Source organism: Actinoplanes sp. NPDC051346 (assembly GCF_040682215.1).
GTDB lineage: Bacteria > Actinomycetota > Actinomycetes > Mycobacteriales > Micromonosporaceae > Actinoplanes.
The window spans coordinates 337,601-357,240 of the sequence record NZ_JBFBAJ010000006.1 but is presented as its reverse complement, the minus strand read 5'-3'; the positions used below and the strand labels follow the sequence as shown (position 1 = coordinate 357,240).

16 protein-coding genes are annotated in these 19,640 nt (G+C 70.9%); 12 read left to right on the top strand and 4 right to left on the bottom strand.

Going from position 1 to position 19,640, the window contains the following annotated elements; translation table 11 throughout:
• Positions 1 to 11: 11 nt before the first annotated feature.
• Positions 12 to 1,334, bottom strand: a complete 1,323-nt coding sequence (locus AB0M36_RS17870; RefSeq protein ID WP_364158523.1) for an EAL domain-containing protein — start codon at positions 1,332 to 1,334, stop codon at positions 12 to 14.
• A 39-nt stretch (positions 1,335 to 1,373) separates the two neighbouring features.
• Positions 1,374 to 3,425, bottom strand: a complete 2,052-nt coding sequence (locus tag AB0M36_RS17865) for a bifunctional diguanylate cyclase/phosphodiesterase (RefSeq protein ID WP_364158520.1) — start codon at positions 3,423 to 3,425, stop codon at positions 1,374 to 1,376.
• Between the two features lie 137 nt (positions 3,426 to 3,562).
• Here AB0M36_RS17865 and AB0M36_RS17860 point away from each other — a divergent pair, with 137 nt between their 5' ends.
• From AB0M36_RS17860 to AB0M36_RS17850, 3 genes are all read left to right on the top strand, one after another.
• On the top strand, positions 3,563 to 4,723 hold the full coding sequence (locus AB0M36_RS17860) for a branched-chain amino acid ABC transporter substrate-binding protein (protein ID WP_364158518.1): 1,161 nt from the start codon (positions 3,563 to 3,565) through the stop codon (positions 4,721 to 4,723).
• A 151-nt stretch (positions 4,724 to 4,874) separates the two neighbouring features.
• The gene (locus AB0M36_RS17855; protein WP_364158515.1) at positions 4,875 to 5,246 is read left to right on the top strand and encodes a response regulator; all 372 of its coding nucleotides are present in this window, start codon (positions 4,875 to 4,877) and stop codon (positions 5,244 to 5,246) included.
• Between the two features lie 173 nt (positions 5,247 to 5,419).
• Positions 5,420 to 6,229 (top strand): DUF4142 domain-containing protein, encoded by an 810-nt coding sequence (locus AB0M36_RS17850; protein WP_364158512.1) that lies wholly within the window; start codon positions 5,420 to 5,422, stop codon positions 6,227 to 6,229.
• Positions 6,230 to 6,240: 11 nt separating this feature from the next.
• Here the strand turns inward: AB0M36_RS17850 and AB0M36_RS17845 are convergent, their stop codons facing one another.
• Positions 6,241 to 6,828: an XRE family transcriptional regulator gene (locus AB0M36_RS17845; RefSeq protein WP_364158510.1), complete on the bottom strand. Its 588-nt coding sequence runs from the start codon at positions 6,826 to 6,828 to the stop codon at positions 6,241 to 6,243.
• 79 nt (positions 6,829 to 6,907) lie between these two features.
• Between AB0M36_RS17845 and AB0M36_RS17840 the strand changes: the two genes are divergently transcribed.
• The 9 genes from AB0M36_RS17840 (at position 6,908) to AB0M36_RS17800 (ending at position 16,101) form a co-directional block, all read left to right on the top strand.
• A complete protein-coding gene (locus tag AB0M36_RS17840) occupies positions 6,908 to 7,954 on the top strand; it encodes an alpha/beta hydrolase (protein ID WP_364158508.1) in 1,047 nt (348 codons plus the stop codon).
• Positions 7,951 to 8,586: a class I SAM-dependent methyltransferase gene (locus AB0M36_RS17835; protein WP_364158505.1), complete on the top strand. Its 636-nt coding sequence runs from the start codon at positions 7,951 to 7,953 to the stop codon at positions 8,584 to 8,586. Before AB0M36_RS17840 ends, AB0M36_RS17835 begins: the two co-directional genes overlap by 4 nt.
• Positions 8,586 to 9,083 carry a DinB family protein gene (locus AB0M36_RS17830; protein WP_364158502.1) on the top strand — a complete coding sequence of 166 codons (498 nt, stop codon included), beginning with the start codon at positions 8,586 to 8,588 and terminating at the stop codon, positions 9,081 to 9,083. The genes AB0M36_RS17835 and AB0M36_RS17830 overlap by 1 nt, the downstream gene beginning before the upstream one ends.
• Positions 9,084 to 9,302: 219 nt before the next feature.
• Complete coding sequence (locus tag AB0M36_RS17825; RefSeq protein WP_364158499.1) at positions 9,303 to 10,085, top strand: GntR family transcriptional regulator; 783 nt, start codon at positions 9,303 to 9,305, stop codon at positions 10,083 to 10,085.
• Positions 10,086 to 10,117: 32 nt separating this feature from the next.
• Positions 10,118 to 10,345: a ferredoxin family protein gene (locus AB0M36_RS17820; protein WP_364158496.1), complete on the top strand. Its 228-nt coding sequence runs from the start codon at positions 10,118 to 10,120 to the stop codon at positions 10,343 to 10,345.
• Positions 10,346 to 10,353: 8 nt separating this feature from the next.
• Positions 10,354 to 11,754 carry an ABC transporter substrate-binding protein gene (locus AB0M36_RS17815; RefSeq protein ID WP_364158493.1) on the top strand — a complete coding sequence of 467 codons (1,401 nt, stop codon included), beginning with the start codon at positions 10,354 to 10,356 and terminating at the stop codon, positions 11,752 to 11,754.
• Positions 11,751 to 12,608: an ABC transporter permease gene (locus tag AB0M36_RS17810; protein ID WP_364158490.1), complete on the top strand. Its 858-nt coding sequence runs from the start codon at positions 11,751 to 11,753 to the stop codon at positions 12,606 to 12,608. The genes AB0M36_RS17815 and AB0M36_RS17810 overlap by 4 nt, the downstream gene beginning before the upstream one ends.
• Complete coding sequence (locus AB0M36_RS17805; protein WP_364158487.1) at positions 12,605 to 13,393, top strand: ABC transporter ATP-binding protein; 789 nt, start codon at positions 12,605 to 12,607, stop codon at positions 13,391 to 13,393. The genes AB0M36_RS17810 and AB0M36_RS17805 overlap by 4 nt, the downstream gene beginning before the upstream one ends.
• The gene (locus AB0M36_RS17800; protein WP_364158484.1) at positions 13,393 to 16,101 is read left to right on the top strand and encodes a fumarate reductase/succinate dehydrogenase flavoprotein subunit; all 2,709 of its coding nucleotides are present in this window, start codon (positions 13,393 to 13,395) and stop codon (positions 16,099 to 16,101) included. The genes AB0M36_RS17805 and AB0M36_RS17800 overlap by 1 nt, the downstream gene beginning before the upstream one ends.
• On the opposite strand, the gene AB0M36_RS17795 is transcribed toward AB0M36_RS17800, so the two are convergent.
• Positions 16,091 to 19,621, bottom strand: a complete 3,531-nt coding sequence (locus tag AB0M36_RS17795) for a P-loop NTPase fold protein (RefSeq protein ID WP_364158481.1) — start codon at positions 19,619 to 19,621, stop codon at positions 16,091 to 16,093. The two genes, AB0M36_RS17800 and AB0M36_RS17795, sit on opposite strands and share 11 nt — an antisense overlap.
• Between the last annotated feature and the right edge of the window lie 19 nt (positions 19,622 to 19,640).

Below are 19,640 nucleotides of genomic sequence, written 5' to 3'. Positions count from 1 at the left end.
GCCGGCCGTGGCTATGGGGCAGTCACGGTCCGACCGACCCGCTGGTCGGTGGCTGGCGAGGTCTGCCGTTCGGCGGCAGTACCGAGTCGCCGCAGCAGCATGCGGCCGATCGCGTGCACCAGGTCCGGGTCGTGGGTCAGCACGAAGTCCGCCTGGCCGCCGGCGTTGGGCCGGACGCACAGCGCTACCGCGCAGTGCGGGCCGATCACGGCCAGCACCGTCTCCGCCGATTCCGGACCGTCCGACGACGTCGTCGCGTGCCGCACCGAAGGCGGGGCGTCGCCCGGCAGCGCCGGACCGACCACGCCGACGAAGGCCGCCGATTCCGCCGCCGAGGCGAGCGGGGACAGCCAGGTGCGGCCGGTCGCTGGATCCGGGTAGGCGCCGAGCACCACCGCGTACGAGCCGGTGCCGGTCGCCTGTCTCCACAGGTAGTCGGTGAGGCCGTCGAGCATCGGCTGGTCGCCGGTGCGGCTGTGGTGGCGCGCCGCGGCGATGCTGAACGGGGTGCCGGCCGGTTCGTGCAGGTCCGGCCGTGACGGCCGCAGCCGTGCGGAGTGGTGGACCGGCCAGTCGGCGACCGCGCTGAGCGGGCCGGGCTTCGCGAACAGCCAGCCCTGCCCCCACCGGGCACCGAGGGCCTGGGCGATTTCCAGGTCGGCCTCGGTTTCGATGCCCTCCGCGAGCACCACAGCGCCGGTCCGATCCGCGTACGCGCCGGCCATCGCCGTGGTCTCGATGGTGTACGGGGCGTACGGGTCGCGCAGCAGGTGCATGTCGAGCTTGACCACTTCCGGCTCCAGGAGCGGCAGGAAGGCCATCGACAGGGGGTCGGCGCCGACGTCGTCCAGGGCGAGGGCGCCGCCTCCCTGGTGCACGACGCCGGCGATGTGCAGCAGGCCCGCCGGGGCCGCCGCGAGCGCGCGCTCGGTCAGCTCCATGACGATCCGGAACGACCGCTCGGCGCTGATCTCGGCGACCAGTTCGGGTGTCATGGCGTTGTCCAGCACGGCCGGTTCGGCGTTGATGAAGACCAGCGGCGGCGTCACGTCCCCGGCGGCTCGGGCCAGTTCCACCGCGCGGCCGAAGCAGAGCTGGTCGAGCAGGGGCAGCAGGCCGGCCCGGTCGGCGGCGCCGAACAGCACGTCGGGGTACTCCACCAGCGACCCGGCCGGCCCGCGGGCCAGCGCCTCGACGCCCACCATCGACCTGGTGGCGAGGTCGACGAGGGGTTGGTACAGGGGGAAGACCGCACGCTCGGCCAGCACCCGCGGAATGAGCGCCGCGGCGGCGTCGCACGGGGACCGGTCGGCGTCCCGAGTCGTGGGGCTCATGGCACTCCCAGCGTCGGATTCGGGTCTCCTGACCTATGCCTATCGGCAGGGCACGGTCGAACCTGAGGGTTCGTGGTTCGTCACGACGGCTGTCAGACCGAGGCGGGCGCGTCGTTCCGCCTCGTCGCAGGCGGCCAGCAACTCCTCCGCCGGGACCGGCCGCGCCAGTCCGAAGCCCTGAGCGTGATCGCATCCGAGGTCCCGCAGCACCGCGAGGACCGACACGTCCTCGACGCCCTCGGCGACCACCGATAGACGCAGACTGTGCGCGAGTTCCGTGGGGTTGCGCAACAGCGCCGCATCGTCCTGGGTGGCGAGGTCGCGGACGAAGAACCTGTCGATCTTCAGGCCGGTGGCCGGAAGGTGGCGTAGATGCGCCATCGAACTGAATCCGGCACCGAAGTCGTCGACGGACACCTGGACACCCAGGGTGTGCAAGGACCGGAGAACCTCCACGGCCTGCTGCGACCGCGTCATGATGGCTCCGTCGGTGAATTCCAGGCACAGCAGTTCGGCGGGCAGCTGGTGTCGATGGAGCGCCGTCTCCACCGTCTTGGCGAAGCCTTCGTCGAAGAGGCAACGCGCCGAGACGTTCACGGCGACGACCAGGGGCCGGCCCTGTTGATGCCACTGGTGCGCCTGCTCAACGGCCCTGTCCAGGACCATGCGGGTCAGTGGTGTCTCAAGCTCGGTTCCCTCGGCGAGCGGCAGGAACGCCGCCGGCGACAGCAAGCCCCGTTGGGGGTGTCGCCAGCGCAGCAGCGCCTCCGCACCGTCGGCCGCCCCGTCGCTGATCCGAATCTGGGGCTGGTAGTGCAGAACCAGCTGGTCCTGCGGATCGGCGGAGTCGATGACAGCGCGCAGGTCCTCGAAGAGCTGATCCCTGTCGTGTGTGCCGGTGTCGGCCTCCGCGTCGTAGATCGTCACCCCGGAGCCGGTGGTTTTCGCCCGGTACATGGCGGCGTCGGCGCGGCGCAACAACTCGTCGCCGTCGACCGGATCCGTCTCCATGGCGATGCCGATGCTTCCGCTGATCCTGACCGGTCCCGCCGACAGCAGGAAGTCCTCGCGAAGTGCGGCGGCGATGCGTTCGGCGACCTGTCGTGCCACCTCCGTGTCCGGCATCCGCGGCAGCAGGACGGCGAACTCGTCACCACCGAGCCGCGCCACCGTGTCGTACTCGCGCAGTGCCCCCTGGATGCGGCGCCCAGCCTCTACGAGCAGGTCGTCACCGGCCTGATGCCCGAGACTGTCGTTGACCGCCTTGAAACCGTTGAGGTCGATCATCATCACGGCCGCGGTGAGGCTCGACGCAGATCCCGGGCCATGGAGTGTCTCAGCGAGCTCGCGATGGAACTTCATCCGGTTCGGCAGGCCCGTGAGCGAGTCGTGGGAGGCGAGATGTTCGCTGGCATCGGCCTGCAACGCGAGGCGACGTTGGAAACCAAGGACCAGTCGCCAGATGACGGCGACCAGAAGCAACCCGACGAGAAATCCGACAACAATCGCGTACAACATGCGGACCTGCGCCTGCCGCAGCTGCGCGACCTGTTGCTGGGCGACGTCGTGATACCGGCGGGCGACTGTGTCGACGTCGTGTTGCAGTGTGTAGAAGGCCGGCGCGACTTCCGATCGGTCGAGGCGGGTGGCGTCCGGATCGGCGTTCGCCACGAGTTTCAGCAGCTTGTCCGCGGCCGCGCAGTAGGCGTCGTGCTCTCTCAGCAAGCGTCCGGCGTCCGCGCGGGCGTCGACGGAGTCGCTACGAGCGGCCTGCCGCAGCGCCTCCCTGGCGGCGGCCGTGGCGCTTTCGTACCGGACCCGCACGGTGGGCAGCGGCTCGAGCTGATATTGGCGGGTGTGCAATTCGGCGACCGAGATGGCGTTGCGGGCCTCACTGAAGTAGGCATCGACGGCGAGAGCCTCGCTCTGCGCCAACGTCGTCCGAGTCGTCACGAGATTGCCGTAGATCGTGAGCCCACCGAGGGTCAGCAACACGGCGGCGAGGGCGACCGTCGTGGCGAAGCTGCCCCGGCGATGGGTCCCCGACAAACGCTTGTCCACCGCCGGAGGCGCATCGGCGTCTCGGCCCACGGTGGTCTCCGATCTCGATGGCGTCCAGCATGATTCCCTTCGGCCACGTGACCACCGAGTTGAGTGGCAGGATCCTTCAGCCATCGGCCGGCCGCGCCGACGACTAGGGAGACATTCACGCGCCGAGAGGACCCCGCATGCCCCGACCCACGTTGGCTCGCCTCGTCGCTCTGGGAGCGGCCACGGTCACCCTCGGCGCCGGTGGATGCGCGTTGCCGGACCAGCCGGCCGCCGCCGCGCCGATCCGGATCGGCGCGTTGCTGCCCCTGTCCGGCGGCAACGCGCCGTCCGGCAAGGCCGACGCGGCTGCGGCCCGCCTCGCCGTTGACGAGGTGAACGCCGCCGGCGGACTGCTCGGCCGCCCGGTGGAGCTGGTCATCAAGGACGACGCGTGCGACCCCGCCAACGCGGTCGTCGCGGCCAACGAGTTGGTCGCCGCCGGCGTGGTCGCCTCGGTCGGAGGTTTCTGCAGCAACGCGACCATCCCCACCCTCAAGGTCTTCCACACCGCCGGTATCCCCGCTGTCGTGCCACTGGCAAATTCGACCGACCTGCTCGTCCCCGGGTACGACTCCGTCTTTCTGATCTCGGGTACCACCCGGGACGAAGCCGAGATGGCGCGCACGTGGATGCGCGAGCTTCGCGTCGAACGACTCGCCTTGGTCAACGACGGAACCAGCTACTCGGTGAGCCTGGCGCAGTCAACGGCGGCGGCGGTCGGCGTGCCGGGCACTGGCGCCAAGGTGGCTCTGCGGGCCGATCTGAGCCAGGATGCGGAGAACTACACCACCCTCGCCCGACGCGTCATCGACAGCCGCGCCGACATGGTGTACTTCACCGGCTACTACGTCGAAGCCGGCCGATTGATCAAGGACCTGCGCAGGGCCGGCTATTCCGGAAAGATCATGCTGGCCGACGGCTGCATCGATGCTGAGATCTTCAAGCACACCCCCAAGGCCGACGCCGAGGGCGTGTACGGCACCTCGTTCCCCATGCCGCAGTTCCAGCCGGGAATCGAGGACTGGGCCGCGCGCTACCGGACCGCGAACGGCGTCGACCCCGTGCCCACCACGCTCGAGACGTATGACGCGACCACGTTGACCCTCGACGCCGTGCGCCGTGCGGGAACCACGGACCTCCAAGCCGTACGTGCCGCAATCGCGTCCACCGACAGCACCCTGACGACCGGCCCGGTGCGGTTCGCCGCCGACGGTGCCCGGGAAAACCCGACATTCCTCCGGGTTCAGATCCGTAACGGCGCATTCACCCCAATGCCTTCGAGTGCGCCCAATCCGTGACGTTGAGCACGGTGTGACAACTGACAGCGTCGGTCGTTACACCGTGGTTGCACCTCACCGAGGCGTCAGTTCCGAGCGTCGCCGCCGATGATGCAAGGGACAGGGGCGTGACGTACGCCATACGGGTCTGCAACCAGGTTAGGAGTCCAGCATGCTGGCAATGGTCGTCGACGATTCCCGCGCGATGCGCGCGATCCTGCGTCGTCTCCTCGCACCGACCGGGTGTGAGGTTGTCGAGGCCGACAACGGGCGCAGCGCCCTGGAGGCCCTCGCCACCATGGAGACCATGCCCGACGTGGCCCTGGTCGACTGGAACATGCCCGAGCTCAACGGGCTGGAGTTCATCGGCGCCGTCCGGGCCCAACCACAGCTGCGCGACATCACCCTGATGATGGTCACCACCGAGAGCGACCCCCAGCAGATCGTACGGGCGATGGCCGCCGGCGCTCACGAGTACATCATCAAGCCGTTCACCTCCGACGTGATCACCGACAAGCTCTCCCTCCTGGGCCTGCTGGACTGAGCAGCACCGTTCGGAGTCCACGCTGACGGCCGCCCGCGGAGCCCGCGCGACCAGGTCACTCCCCCGTGAGCGCGAGAAATGTGCGGAAGCTCACCCGGGAGTTGATCCGTTACGGGTCCCCGCTCCGTATGAAGTTTCACCGAGATCTATTCAGGCCGTAGCTGGAGGTTGACGTGTTCGCTGTCGACTCGCCCCCGCGGTGGCGTCGTCGCTTGTCGGGTGCCGCGCTGGTCGCCGTGGCCCTGATTCTGTTCGACCCACAGTTGGCACACGCCGAACCCGGAATTCCGGATCCGCCGAACGGGCTGCTGACCGACCGGGGCAAGGGCGAGATCTCCGACGCGGACCGCGATTTCGCAGTGAAGGTCCGGCTTGCCGGTTTGTGGGAGATTCCCGCCGGCAAGATGGCTCAGGAGAAGTCGGACGATCCCCGGGTCCAGTCCATCGGGCGTGACATCGCCAACCAGCACGTCGCGCTCGACGGGCTGGTGCGCGACGCGGCGAAGAAGCTGGACGTCGCCCTGCCGGACAAGCCCAACGCGGACCAGCAGGGCTGGCTCGCCGAGATGCGCGACGCGGAGGGCGAAGACTTCGACCGGGTGTACATCGACCGGTTGCGGGCGGCCCACGGCAAGATCTTCCCGGCCATCGCCACGATCCGGGCGAGCACCCGCAACGACACGGTGCGCAAACTCGCCCAGCGCACCAACCAGTTCGTCATGACGCACATGACCCTGCTGGAGAGCAGCGGCATCGTCGACTTCGCCGCGCTGCCGACCGCGCCGCCTCCGGGGTCCGCCTCGGGCGGATCGACGAGCACCGCCCAGCTCCAGACAGCGAGTTCCCGGACGTCGCTGGCCGGCACACCGGTGCTGGCCCTCGTCATGGTCGCTCTCGCGAGTGCGGCCGTCACGGTCTTCATCTGCCGGCACTTCATCCAGGATTCCCGCCAGTCCTACCGGCGACGACGCAGTCGGTACTGAGTCTGATCCAACTACGGTCGCGGCCCGGTCGCGGGCGAGAGGTGGGCGCGTTCACCCTGGGCGCCGAAGAGGGTAAGCAGCTCCGCGGGTTGGGCGCCGGCGCTGCCGATCCGGTGCGGGGTGCGGGTGTCGAACTCCGCGGCCTCGCCGGGTCCGAGCCGGTACGTCTGGTCGCCGAGGTCGAGCTGGACGTGTCCGTTGAGCACGTAGAACCACTCGTACCCATCGTGGGTCTGCCGGGTGGCCGCGGGCGTCCTGCCCGCGGGCGGATAGATCACCTTGTAGGCCTGGATCCCTCCCGGACGTCTGGTCAGCGGCACGACGGTGAAGCCGGAGCGCCGCACCGGGCGCAGGTGGATGCGGGGATCGCCGGTGGGCGGCGCGGCGACCAGGTCGTCGAGCGGAACGCCGTGCGCGCGCGCCAGCGGCAGCAACTGCTCCAGCGTGGGGCGCAGCTTGCCGGTCTCGAGGCGCGACAACGTGCTCGCGGTCAGACCGGTCTCGGTGGCCAGCGCGGCCAGTGAGGTGTTCCGCGCCTTGCGCAGCGCGCGCAGGCGCGGGCCCACCCCGGCGAGGACGTCTTCCTGGGCCGTGTGCATGGCCCCATGATGCGGATCCGCAATTTTTCTCGCAAGTTCGAAACGCCGCTGGACATGCTGTGCGCGGAGGTAATCACCGATGCTCACTGCACCAACAACTAGAAAGACCGTGGCGGCCCTCGCGGCCGCGTTCATGCTGGTAGCCGGGTGCACGACGGCCGACCGACAGGCGCCGAACACGGCCATCGCACCCACGGCCCACGACTCGGCGACGCGTGACGACGCGGAGTTCAACCGTCAGTTCCGCCACGAGACCGCCCAGGTCGACGGAGTGACGATGCACTACGTCACCGGCGGCACCGGCGAGCCGCTCGTGCTGTTGCACGGCTGGCCGCAGTCCTGGTACGAGTGGCGCGGGATCATGCCGGCCCTCGCCGCGCGATACACCGTGTACGCGCTGGACCTGCCAGGGCTCGGCGACAGCGTCGGAGCACCATCGAGCTACGACAAGGCGACCCTCGCCCGATACGTCCACGGCCTGCTCGCCGACAGGCTCGGGCTACGCCGGATCAACCTCGCCGGGCACGACCTCGGCGCCGGCGTCGGATTCCAGTACGCCGCGCAGTTCCCGGACGAGGTCGTCAAGTACGCCCACCTGGACTACCCGCTGCCGGGGCCGGCGCTCAGCGCGGACCAATATCGCCAGGCGAGCTGGCACATGTCGTTCCACCACCAGGCCGGCTTTCCCGAGGCGCTCGTCGACGACGACGTACGCGAATATCTCTCGCTCTTCTTCGCCTACGTCGCCTACGGCGGGACCGCTTTCGGCGGGCCGGGCGCGAAGGCCCCGTTCACGGACGCGCAAGTCGAGGAGTTCGCCCGCACGTACCAGCGTCCGCGGGTCCTGACCGGCGGCTTCGCGCTCTACCGCACCCTGGCCCAGGACGAGCGGGACAACGTGACCGCCGCGGCGATCACCATGCCGGTGATGCTGCTGACCGCCGAAGGCACGCTGGCGTTCACCCGTTCCACAGTCGAACCGCGGATGACGCGGATAACCAGGGCCGTCGAGGTGCCGAAATCCGGCCACTGGCTGCCCGAGGAGAACCCGACGTTCGTCACCGCCGAACTGCTGAGATTCTTCGCGGGCGGCGGAGCGGGCGGAGCGGGCGGAGCGGGCCGATGACCGGACACTCACCGGGCGACGCCGAGTCGTTCTGGGAACGGCACTACCGCGCCCGGCGCTCGGGAGGCGAGCGCGTCAACCCCCTGCTCGCCGAAATCGCCGAGCCCCTGCGTCCCGGCCTGGCCCTGGACCTGGGATGCGGTGCCGGCGGTGACACCCTCTGGCTCGCCCGGCATGGATGGCGGGTCACCGCCGTGGACATCTCCCCCACCGCCGTCGACCGACTGCGGGATCGCGCCCGGGGGCTCGACGGCAGGGTCACCGGCGAACGGCACGACCTGGCCCGCAGCTTCCCGACCGGCGCTTTCGACCTCATCTCCGCCCAGTACTTCCACACGCCGTTCACGCTCGATCGCGCCCACGTGTTGCGCACCGCGGCGCACGCTCTCGCCCCCGGCGGCCTGCTGCTGATCGTCGACCATGGCTCCACCGCGCCCTGGTCATGGAACCAGGACCCCGACACCCACTACCCCACCCCCGGCGAAGTCGCCGCGGAACTCGGTCTCGACCCCGACCAGTGGCCCGTACCGCGCGCCGACATGCCACGCCGCCGAGCCGTCGGACCCGGCGGCCAGACGGCCACGATCACCGACAACGTCCTGCTCATCCAGCGCCGCGATCGGAGAAGCTGATGCCACCCACCCGAGCCCGCAAACGCGCAGACACCGGACCCGCGTGGACTGCTCCCGACGAAAAAGCCACCCTCGTGGGCTTCCTCGACTACCTGCGCGCCGCGATCGCGGACAAGGTCGCCGACGTCCCGGAGCCCCAGATCCGCACCGCCGGCGTGCCCAGCGGCACCAACCTTCTCGGGCTCGTCAAGCACCTGACCGCCGTCGAACGGTTCTACTTCCTCGAGGAACCGATCACCGACATGCGCCGCACCTTGCGACCCAGCCGCGACGAGACCGTCGAGAGGCTGCTCGCCGCGTACCGGGAGACCACCGCCCAGGCGAACAAGGTCATCGAAACCTGGACCGACCTCACCCGTCCCGCACCCCGGCCCCCGGGCCGGGCGCTGGCACCGTCCCAGCGATGGGTCCTGGTGCACATGATCGAGGAGACCGGCCGGCACGCCGGTCACGCCGACATCCTCCGTGAACAGATCGACGGCTCCACCGGTCGCTGACACCCCCGACGGCTCCGGGCCGACGGCGAGCCGTCGGCCCGGAGCCTGAACTCCCAACATGCGGACACCCGAACTGGCGCAACGCCCGGCCGGACGCACGTTTTCGCAGCTCAGTCCAGCCCAGCGGGCCGGTTCCGGTGGCGCAGCCCGGCACAGCTTCCCCTTCTCCTATGAGATTTATATGGTTTCCCGCACGCCACTCGACAAGGGGGACCGGGGATGGCAGCAGCGCCCGACCGGCCGCACAATCTCGATCAGGCGCGGCGTCGCCGTGCCGACCGCGCCCGACAGGTCGCCGACGTGCTGCGGCACCAGGTGCTCGCCGGGGCGTTCCCGCGCGGGCAACTCCCCCGTGAGCCGCAGCTCTGTCAGGACTTCGACGTGTCCCGCAACACCGTTCGGGAGGCGTTGGCACTGCTCGCCGACGAGGGTCTCGTGGAGCGCTCACCGGGTGTCGGCACGACGGTGCTCACGGAGAAGTACGCACACGGTCTGCACCGGTTGATGGGCCTCGGCGAGACCCTGCACTCGCAGGGTGCGATCACGAACGACGTCCGGACCGCCGCGCTCATCCGGGCGCCGGCGCCGGTGGCGCAGCGGCTCGGCATATCCGATGGCGAGCCCGTCGTGTATCTGGAGCGGCTGCGCCGCCTCGACGGCGTACCCCTGTCGCTGGATCTCACGTATCTGCCACGCGACATCGGCGAGCCGCTGCTGACCGCGGACCTCGCCGGTCAGGACATCTTCGTGCTGATCGAGCGGATCGCCGGACAGCCGCTCGGCACGGCCGACATCTCGTTCGAGGCGGTCAACGCCGACCCGCACTCGGCCGACCTGCTCGACGCGCCGGCCCGGGCGGCGCTGCTCATGGTGGAGCGACTCACCCGACTCGCCGACGGCCGGGCGGTCGACCTCGAATGGATCCGCTTCCGGGGTGACCGGCTGACCATGCACGGCCAGCTCCAGCGCGGCGCGGCGGCACCCCGGGTCATCGGCTACTGAATCCCATCAGCTCCCTCGACAGGAGACACTCCATGGCACTGGCCAACCAGCGGGTCGACGTTCCGGTCACGATCGACGAAAGCCTCTGCATAGACGGCTGCACCCTCTGCGTCGACATGTGCCCGCTCGACTCGCTCGCCATCGACCCCGAGACGAGCAAGGCCTACATGCACGTCGACGAGTGCTGGTACTGCGGGCCGTGCGCCGCGCGGTGCCCCACCGGCGCCGTCACCGTCAACATGCCGTTCCTGATCAGGTGAGGTTCCCGATGAGAGTTCGCCGTACCGCCCCGCTGGTCGCGCTGGTCACCGCCCTGGCCGGCTGCACGGTCGCCGGGCAGGCGGCCGACGCGGACGCCGAGGCCGTCGTCGTGGGCTACCAGTCCAAGACGATCAACACGGTGACCGCCGGCACGCTGCTGCGCGAGAAGGGGTTCTTCGAGAAGCGGCTCGCCGAGCTCGGCCAGCGCACCGGCAAGAAGTACGCCGTCACGTGGCAGGACTACGACACCGGCGCGCCCATCACGGCGCAGATGATGGCCGGCAAGATCGACATCGGTTCGATGGGCGACTACCCCCTGCTCATCAACGGCGCGCGGGGCCAGCAGTCCGCCGAGACCCGCACCAAGATGGTGGCGGTCACCGGCTACAACCTGCGCGGAGCGCTGAACACCGTGGTGGTGGCCCCCGGCTCTCCGGTCCGCTCCCTCGCCGACCTCAAGGGCAAGGTCGTCTCCGCCAGCTCCGGCTCGGCGGGCCACGGCCTGTTCGTCCAGGCGCTGCGCAAGAACGGGATCGACCCGAAGGACGTCAAGGTCGAGAACCAGCAGCCGCCCGTCGGCGCGTCCGCCCTGCAGTCCGGGAACGTCGCCGCCCTGTCGCAGTTCGTCGCGTGGCCCGGCCTGCTCGTGCACCAGGGCAACGCCACCGTGCTGTACGACGGCGGCGAGCTCGGCGTACCCACACTGCACGGGACCGTCGTGCGGGAGAAGTACGCCACCGGCAACCGCGACGTGGTCAAGGCGTTCCTCCAGGCCCAGCTCGACGCGAACCAGCTGCTGTGGAGCGAGCCGCTGGAGTCCGCGCGGACCGTGGCGAAGGCGACCGGCCTACCGCCCGAGGTGGTGTACCTCTACAACGGCGCCAACGGCGTCGCCACGTTCGACCCCACGCTCAAGCCGCGGCTGCGCGCCGCACTCGACCAGGACGTACCGTTCCTGAAGTCGATCGGGGTCCTGCAGCAGATCGACCTGTCCGCGTTCGTCGATGACAGCTACCTGCGCGAGGTCTACGGCGCCGGGTACGACGCCGACCTCGCCAGCACCGCCAACAAGGCGGCGCTGACCGGCACCGATCCGGTCTGCGGCAAGCCGGTCGGCGACGCGGCGCTCGCCGGCGAGCTGTGGGTGGGCGACCGCACCCAGCCCGCCGCCGACCCCGCCTGTCTGCTGCGCGCCGTCAAGGCCGCTCAGTCCGCCGGGCAGCGGATCACAGCCGCCTATGTGCCGGACGCCGGCACGGGCACCCGCTGGTTCGCCGACAAGAGCGTGTGGGTACGCGACGGTGCCGCGTTCCGCCCGTTCCTCGGCGCGGCAGCCGCCCAGCGCTATGTGGCGGCGCACCCCGGCGCGACGGTCGTGACGTACGCCGAGGCGGTGGCGTCCTCATGACCACCGTCTCCACCGTGGCGCCCGCCGCCGAGCCCGTCTCCGCTCCGGCCGTCCGCGGCGCCGGCCGCCGGCCGCACCCGCGGCGCTGGGCGGTCCGGATCGGGTCGCTCCTGGGCGCTCTGCTGCTGTGGCAGTGGCTGACCGCCGCCGACGTGACACTGTGGGTGCGCTTCGACCGGCTGCCCACGCCGCTGGCCGTGGCGGAGCAGCTCGTCCACGTCGCCGGAGACCCCGTCTACTACCAGGACATCGCGCAGAGCCTCGTACGCATCCTGACCGGCTTCGCCCTCGCCGCCGTCGTCGGAATCTGCGCGGGGATCGCCGTGGCCCGCTCGTGGCTGCTGTCCGACGTGCTGCAGCCGCTGTTCGAGGTGGTCCGGCCGATCCCGGCGATCGCGCTCGTGCCGGTGGCGATCCTGCTCTTCCCGCGCAACGAGGAGGGCATCGTGTTCATCACGTTCACCGCGGCGTTCTTCCCGATTCTGGTCAGCACCCGGCACGCGGTGAGCGCGCTGCCGACGGTGTGGGAGGACGCCGTCCGGACGATGGGCGGCGGCCGCTGGCGGGTGCTCGCCAGCGTCGTCCTGCCGGGTGCGCTGCCGGGCGTGTTCGGCGGCCTCTCGGTCGGCATGGGTGTGTCGTGGATCTGCGTGATCTCCGCCGAGATGATCTCGGGGGACTTCGGCGTCGGCTACCGCACCTGGCACGCGTACACCATCGTGGACTATCCGTCCGTGCTCGTCGGGATGGTGACGATCGGCGTCCTGGGCTGGGCCACCGCGGCCGCCGTGGAACTTCTCGGCCGCCGCGTCACCCGCTGGCTGCCCGCCCGCCACGCGGGAGGGGTGCGATGACGCTCACCGACGTGTCCGCGGCGACGGGCCGGCGATCCGGCCTGCACCTGAGGGTCGAGGGTGTCAGCCTCGGCTATCCCGGCGGCGAGCCGGTGATCCGCGACCTGACACTCGACGTGACGCCCGGCGAGGTCCTGGTGGTGGTCGGTGCGTCGGGGTGCGGAAAGTCCACCCTGCTGCGAGCACTCGCGGGACTGCTGCCGGTGGCCGCCGGCACCGTCGCGGCCGACGGCTCCCCGATCGCGGGCCCGTCGCCGGACCGGGCCCTGGTGTTCCAGGACGACGCGCTGCTGCCGTGGCGCACCGCGCGACGCAACGTCGAGCTTCCGCTGAGCATCCGCCGGGTGGGCCGCGCCGACCGCCGCGCCCGGGCCGACTCGTGGCTGGCGCGGGTGGGCCTCGCCGGCAAGGAGTCACGCCTCCCGGCGCACCTGTCGGGCGGCATGCGCCAGCGCGTCCAGTTGGCCCGTACGCTCGCCGGCGGGCCCCGGGCCATCCTGATGGACGAGCCGTTCGGTGCCCTGGACGCCCAGACCCGCGCCGCGATGCAGCGGCTGCTCGTCGACGTCCTGCGCGCCACCCCGGCCACCGTCGTGTTCGTCACCCACGACGTCGACGAGGCCCTGTTCATCGGCGACCGCGTCGCCGTGCTGGGCGCGACGGGCGTCCACACGGTGGTCGACGTGCCGCAGCCCCGCGACTCCGCCACCCGCGGCACCCCGGTGGTCCGGGCCGCCCGCGGCACGATCCTCGCCGCACTCGGCGCAGACGACAGGACCGACTGATGCAGATCCCCTCCCCCACCGAACGCCGCGAACTGAGCTGCGACGTGCTCGTCGTCGGCGGCGGCACCGCCGGCACGATGGCCGCCCTGTCCGCCGCCGAGCACGGTGCCCGGGTGCTGCTGCTGGAGAAGGCCCACGTGCGACACTCCGGCGCCCTGGCCATGGGCATGGACGGTGTCAACAACGCCGTCATCCCCGGCAAGGCGACGCCGGAGGACTACGTCCGGGAGATCACCCGCGCCAACGACGGCATCGTCAACCAGCGCACGGTCCTGCGGACCGCCACCCGCGGCTTCGACATGGTGCGGCGCCTGGAGCGCTACGGCGTCAAGTTCGAGAAGGACGAGTACGGCGAGTACGCGGTGCGGCAGGTGCACCGCTCCGGCCGGTACGTGCTGCCGATGCCCGAAGGGCGCGACGTCAAGAAGGTGCTGTACCGGATCCTGCGCACCCGCGAATACCGGGAGAAGATCCAGATCGAGAACCGGGTCATGCCGGTCCGCGTGCTCACCCACGAGGGGCGGGCCGTCGGCGCGGTCGGTTTCGACACCCGCACCGGCGAGTTCGTCACGGTGTCGGCGGGCGCCGTCATCCTGGCGACCGGGCCCTGCGGGCGGCTCGGCCTGCCGGCCAGCGGCTACCTGTACGGCACGTACGAGAACCCGACCAACGCCGGCGACGGGTACGCGATGGCGTACCACGCGGGGGCGGAGCTGTCCGGCATCGAATGCTTCCAGATCAATCCGTTGATCAAGGACTACAACGGGCCGGCGTGCGCGTACGTGGCGAACCCCTTCGGCGGGTACCAGGTCAACAACCGGGGCGAACGCTTCGTCGACTGCGACTACTGGTCCGGGCAGATGATGGCCGAGGTGGCCCGCGAGCTGGAAAGCGATCGCGGCCCGATCTACCTGAAGCTCTCCCACCTGCCGGAGGAGACCATCGGTCAGCTCGAGGGAATCCTGCACAGCACCGAGCGACCGACGCGCGGCACCTTCCACGCCGGCAGGGGCCACGACTACCGCACCCACGACGTCGAGATGCACATCTCCGAGATCGGGCTCTGCGGTGGACACTCCGCGTCCGGGGTCTGGGTGGACGAGAACGGCGCCACCACCGTGCCCCGCCTGTACGCGGCCGGCGACCTGGCCTGCGTGCCGCACAACTACATGATCGGCGCGTTCGTCTTCGGCGACCTCGCCGGCACGCACGCCGCCGCCCTCCCCGACGCCCCGGCGCCGCTGCCCGAGGATCAGATCACCGCCGCGCACGAGCTGATCTACCGGCCGCTGCGCCACCCGGACGGCCCGCCGCAGCCGCAGGTGGAGTACAAGCTGCGTCGGTTCGTCAACGACTACGTGGCCCCGCCGAAGTCCGCGGCGAACCTGGAGATCGCCGTCGAGACGTTCCAACGGATGGCCGACGAGATCGCCGGCATGGGCGCGCGCACCCCGCACGAGCTGATGCGCTGCGCGGAGGTGATGTTCATCCGCGACTGCGCGGAGATGGCGGCGCGGGCGTCGCTGGTGCGCACCGAGAGCCGCTGGGGGCTCTACCACGACCGGACCGACCACCCTGTACGCGACGACGCGGACTGGTTCTTCCACCTGAACCTGCGCCGCCGCGCCGACGGCGACATGGAGTTCGTCAAGCGGCCGGTGAACGAGTACCTGGTGCCCGTCGACGACCTGCTCCCGCCGGGCGGGCCGGCGGAGACCGTCGTCGCGGAGGTGCGCCGCTTCCGGACGGTGGCCCCCGGCGCGGCGGACACCACGTCGACGGTACGGCTCGACACACCGGCCGCGGACCGGATCCTGGCGGTGCTCGCGTTGGCCGAACGCGACGAGACACTGGCGGCGTTCCGGCCGTTCCTCGACGATCCCGATCCCGATGTACGCCGCACCGCGGTGGCGACGCTCACCGAGGCGGCGCCCGAAGGGGTGGCCGACGCCCTCGTCGACTCGCTGCACGACGGGGACGCCGAGGTCCGCTCGGCGGCGGTGACCGGCCTGCGGGAGCTCGCGGACGTCCTGCGGGCCACCGACGCCCTGGCCGCCCGGCTGCGGCACGCCGCGGCGAGCCCCGACCCGCTGGTACGCCAGGTGGTCGCGGAACTGCGGCGGACGACCGGTGTCGGCCGGACCGCCGATTTCCGCGCCGCCGCCGACGACGTCGACGCGAGCGTCCGCCTGCTGGCCGTCCGCGGCATGGTGCGCCTGGACGACATCGACGGGCTGGCCGCCGCGGCGGCCGACGCGGCGCGGGAGGTACGGGTCGCCGTGGCGCACGGCGTAGGCACGGTCGCGGACCCGCGGGGCGCCCCGACCCTGCGACGGCTCTCCGCCGACGCCGACCCGCTGGTCCGCGCCGCCGCGTTGCAGGCGGCCGGCGAGATCGGTTGCCACGGCGAACTGGCCGCCGTGGCGGTGGACGCGATGGTGGACGAGGTCTGGCAGGTGCGCGAGGGTGCCGCGAAGGCCCTCGGCGGGGCCGAACCGGAGCTCGCCGTCCCGCCGCTGACAGCGGCCACCCGGGACGCCAACCTCGACGTACGGCGCGCCGCCGTCCGGTCCCTGGCCGGGTGGGCACACCGGGCCGAGGTGACGGCGGTGCTGCGGTCCGTCTCCGCCGATCCCGACGCTGACGTGCGCGCGTACGCCCGGAGGGCACTCGCCGAAACCATCGGCGCTCGGTCGGCTACGGGTTGAACGAGAACCGGGCGACCTCGGGTGCCCAGTCGGCGAAGCGGTGGCTCGGCGCGTCACCGAAGCGAGGGTGCTCCTCGACCCATCGGTGCACGGCGACCAACGCGGGATCGGGATCCTCCGTCGCCGACCGCAGGCTTCCGTTCGGAGACGCCAGCCTCGCGGTCGTCAGGAGGATCCGGGCCGCGGCGGGCTGACCGGTGATCACGGCGAGCAGGAAAGCGACAACCTCGTGGTCGCCGATGCCGCCGCGCCGGTGGTCGAACTCGCGCGGATCCTTCACTCGCGCCTTGAGCAGGCGGTAGGTGTTCACGAACCGCTTCACCGTACGCGGTGTGGTGCCCACGAGCGGAGCCACCGCCGACATGGCGGCCGCCTCCGCCTCGGTGATCTCCAGGACCTCGGCGGGCAGGTGGCGTCGCGGCGAGCGTGCATGGTGGACGGAAGTTTCCTTGCCGGATAGGGCAGTCACGGGTGCGCTCGCGGGCCGCGCCGGAGGCGAGGTGTCATCGGTGGAGGCCGGCGAGTCGGTGGAGTGGAGGTCGGGCCGCGCTGCGGACGAGTCGTTCGGGGCCCGGCCCGTCAGACCGGTGATCATCTTGCGGACCAGGCTCTCGTCGAGCGGCACCAGCCGTACCGGAATCTGAATGATCTTTTCCAGGTAGTCGGACGGTGCCGCGGCGTCGGTGCCGCCGAGGAGTTGGTGGTAGCGGATCCGCAGGGACTGGTCCAGCCAGCGGGTGTCGACCGCTAGCACGACCACGAACATCGGGAAATTGAACAGCAGGTGCACGGCCTCGAGGACCTGGACGACCTTTTCGGCCGCGCACCGGTCGAGGTCGTCGATCGCGATGACGACCCGGCGGTTGTCTCGGACGAAGGCCTTGTCGATGACGTCGAACCGCTCGCGGGTGCGGGTCACGAGGCTCAACTGCTCCCGATATTCGGTCAGCGTGGACAGCTGCCCGAGCACCGCGCCGACGTGGTCGGATTCCGCCTGCCGGCACAGTCGGTCCGCCTGGGTCCGCAGGCGGGTGGCTTCGGTTCGCGCGGCGCGCTGCTCGTCCAGGAGGTTCTGCCGGTGCGCGGCGGCCGCCCGCGCGGACTCCTCGGCGGTATGACCGGTGAACCGACCGACGGCGCCGAGACCCGCGCGCCCTGTCTCCGCGATCTCCGCCGCCTGACTCCGCGCGTTACGGATCTGGGCAGTCGCCGCCGCCACGTAGCCGATGACCGCCGTCGCTCCACTCACCGCCGCGAACACGACGCCAGCTCCTCCGGCGACCACCGCGATGACCGCCGCCACGGCGAACAGCATGATCACACCACCCATGACCCAGGCTGTACGTCGTCGCCGCACCAGACGCGACGTGGCCTGCTCGACCGCCGCGTCAGCCTTGGCCAGCTCCCGGTCGACCCGGCTGACCTCCTCGACCGCGGCGGCGGCCTGACGCAACGCCTGCTCCACTTCCGGGATGTCCTCGATGGCCGGCGGAACGACCTTCCGCAACACCTGGTCGACGAGGCTCGCCCACAGATTCGTCTCCGCGTAGTGCCAGGCGTTGAACGTGACGATCGTGATGTCGTCGACGTAGCCCTGGTCCTTCGACGCGGCGAGGTCGGTGAGCATGGCGACGATCCGATCGAGGACGAACGTCTTGCCCGATCCCCATTCGCCGAACAGGCCGATCGCCAGCGGAGGACGCAGGCGTTCCGACGCGATCAGGCCGGCCAGCGCCATGGCGTCGCGTTCGGTGTCGAGCAGATCGACACCGAGCACACTGTCGGGGTGGTAGCCGGCAACGCCGCGAGACACGGGACGTGACCTGGCCACCGGCCATACCGAGAGCCGCCTACCGCTCGCGGTCGCGAGGCAGTGTCCGCTCACGTTGGTGGCCAGGGCGTCGATCGGCGATCCATCGGCCAGGATGTTTGCGATGTGCGGCCCTCCCGGCTCCGCGACCGTGACGCGGTCGTCCTTGGTGACCACCGCGATGGCTACCCGCTTGCCCAGGACGATGAGCGCCGACGGTCCCTCCGGCCGACGGATGTGCCCGATCTTCGCCGCAAGCTGGCTCCCCGCGGACGGCTGATCCTCCGTGAGGGTGCTGACCAGGATGGCGTCGTCACCAACCCCGACGAGGCCACGCCGACCGGTGCCGTCGACGGCGAGCACCGCGTGGGCGGATGACACGATCGTGTCATCCGCCCGCTGGCCGGGACCCCACCAGCGGAAGACCTCGTCAGGGCCCACCAACCACGCGGGCAGACCGCTGCCGAGCCGGCCAGCGGTCACGTTGGGCACCCGGCCGACGATCATCCCGGTCTCCACCCGGATGATCTCCGCCACGCCACCGCCGAGGCACAGACCGAGAATCCCGTCGCGGCCCCAGCCGAGCGAGACCAGCGGAACGTCGACTTCGCCGACCCGGCGGGTCGAGCCGTCCGCACCGACATCGAAGACCTCGCGGCCGACGAGAGCCGCGACCCGGTCGCCAGCCGGAGAGAACGCCAACAGGGACGCGGGCGCCGGCAACGTCGTCGACCACTCCGCGGGTGCGCCGAGCGCTGTAGCCAGCATCGGCTGGTCTTCCGCGATGTCCCGCCCGGCCTGGCTGAGCAGTTCCCACAGGGTGCCGTCGCGATCCGTCGCCCACCGCGCCGTCAGCGCACCGACAGCTCCGGAGACAAGCAGCGGCCAGCCGACGCGGGCGTCCAAAGCCAGACCCAGCACGAGATGGGTACGCCCGAACATCGGGACGCGCTCCGTCGACCACCACTTCCGAGCGGCCTCGAGATGGTCGTTGATCGTGCCGGTGCCGCCGGCAGCGACAAGATCCTCCGACGTCGGGGCCGGTGCGGACCCACCCGGGTCCATCGCCATCGCCGTGGCAGCGACAGCACCGGCCGTGATCTGCTGGTCGGCGAACCGCTGCACCAGGCTCTGGACTTCCTCGCTGTGCCTCGCGGCGACCTCCGCATTTCCCTCGCCCTCATCCTCGGCTCCGGGTTCCGGCAGCAGGGGGCGCAGACGGTCGACGAGTCGCTCGGACAGCACGTGGATCCGCAGCGTCGCGGCCCGGTGGGCGGTCTCGGAGAACCCGGCGACAATGGCGCGCATCGACTGCTCGGGCGCCAGACCGCCGGCGCCCGCGGCCAGCAGCGGAACCGCGACCACGGCATCCGCGCTGGACGCGAGCTCGCCGATCCGGCTCGCCGCGCCGCGCACGAGGTCAATGCCGCCGGCGCGGTCGGAGTCCCTGGAACCCGCCACCAAGGCGAACACGACGGTCACGCCACGCGCCGAGGCACTGGCGGGAGCGGCGATTACCTGCCCCGGTGTGAACGGGCCGACGGGTAGCTCGGCACCCAGGCGGGTGACCTGGTTACGAACCTCCGCCGTCATGGTGCCCCGCACGCTGCACGGCGCGACCAGAATCTGGGCGTCGCTCTCGAAAAGGTCGCCGAGGATCAGCTCAACCCGTCCGCCCCCGCCGATGGCCGATTCCGCTGTCTGAGTCACGTCGCATTCTCGAACCAGC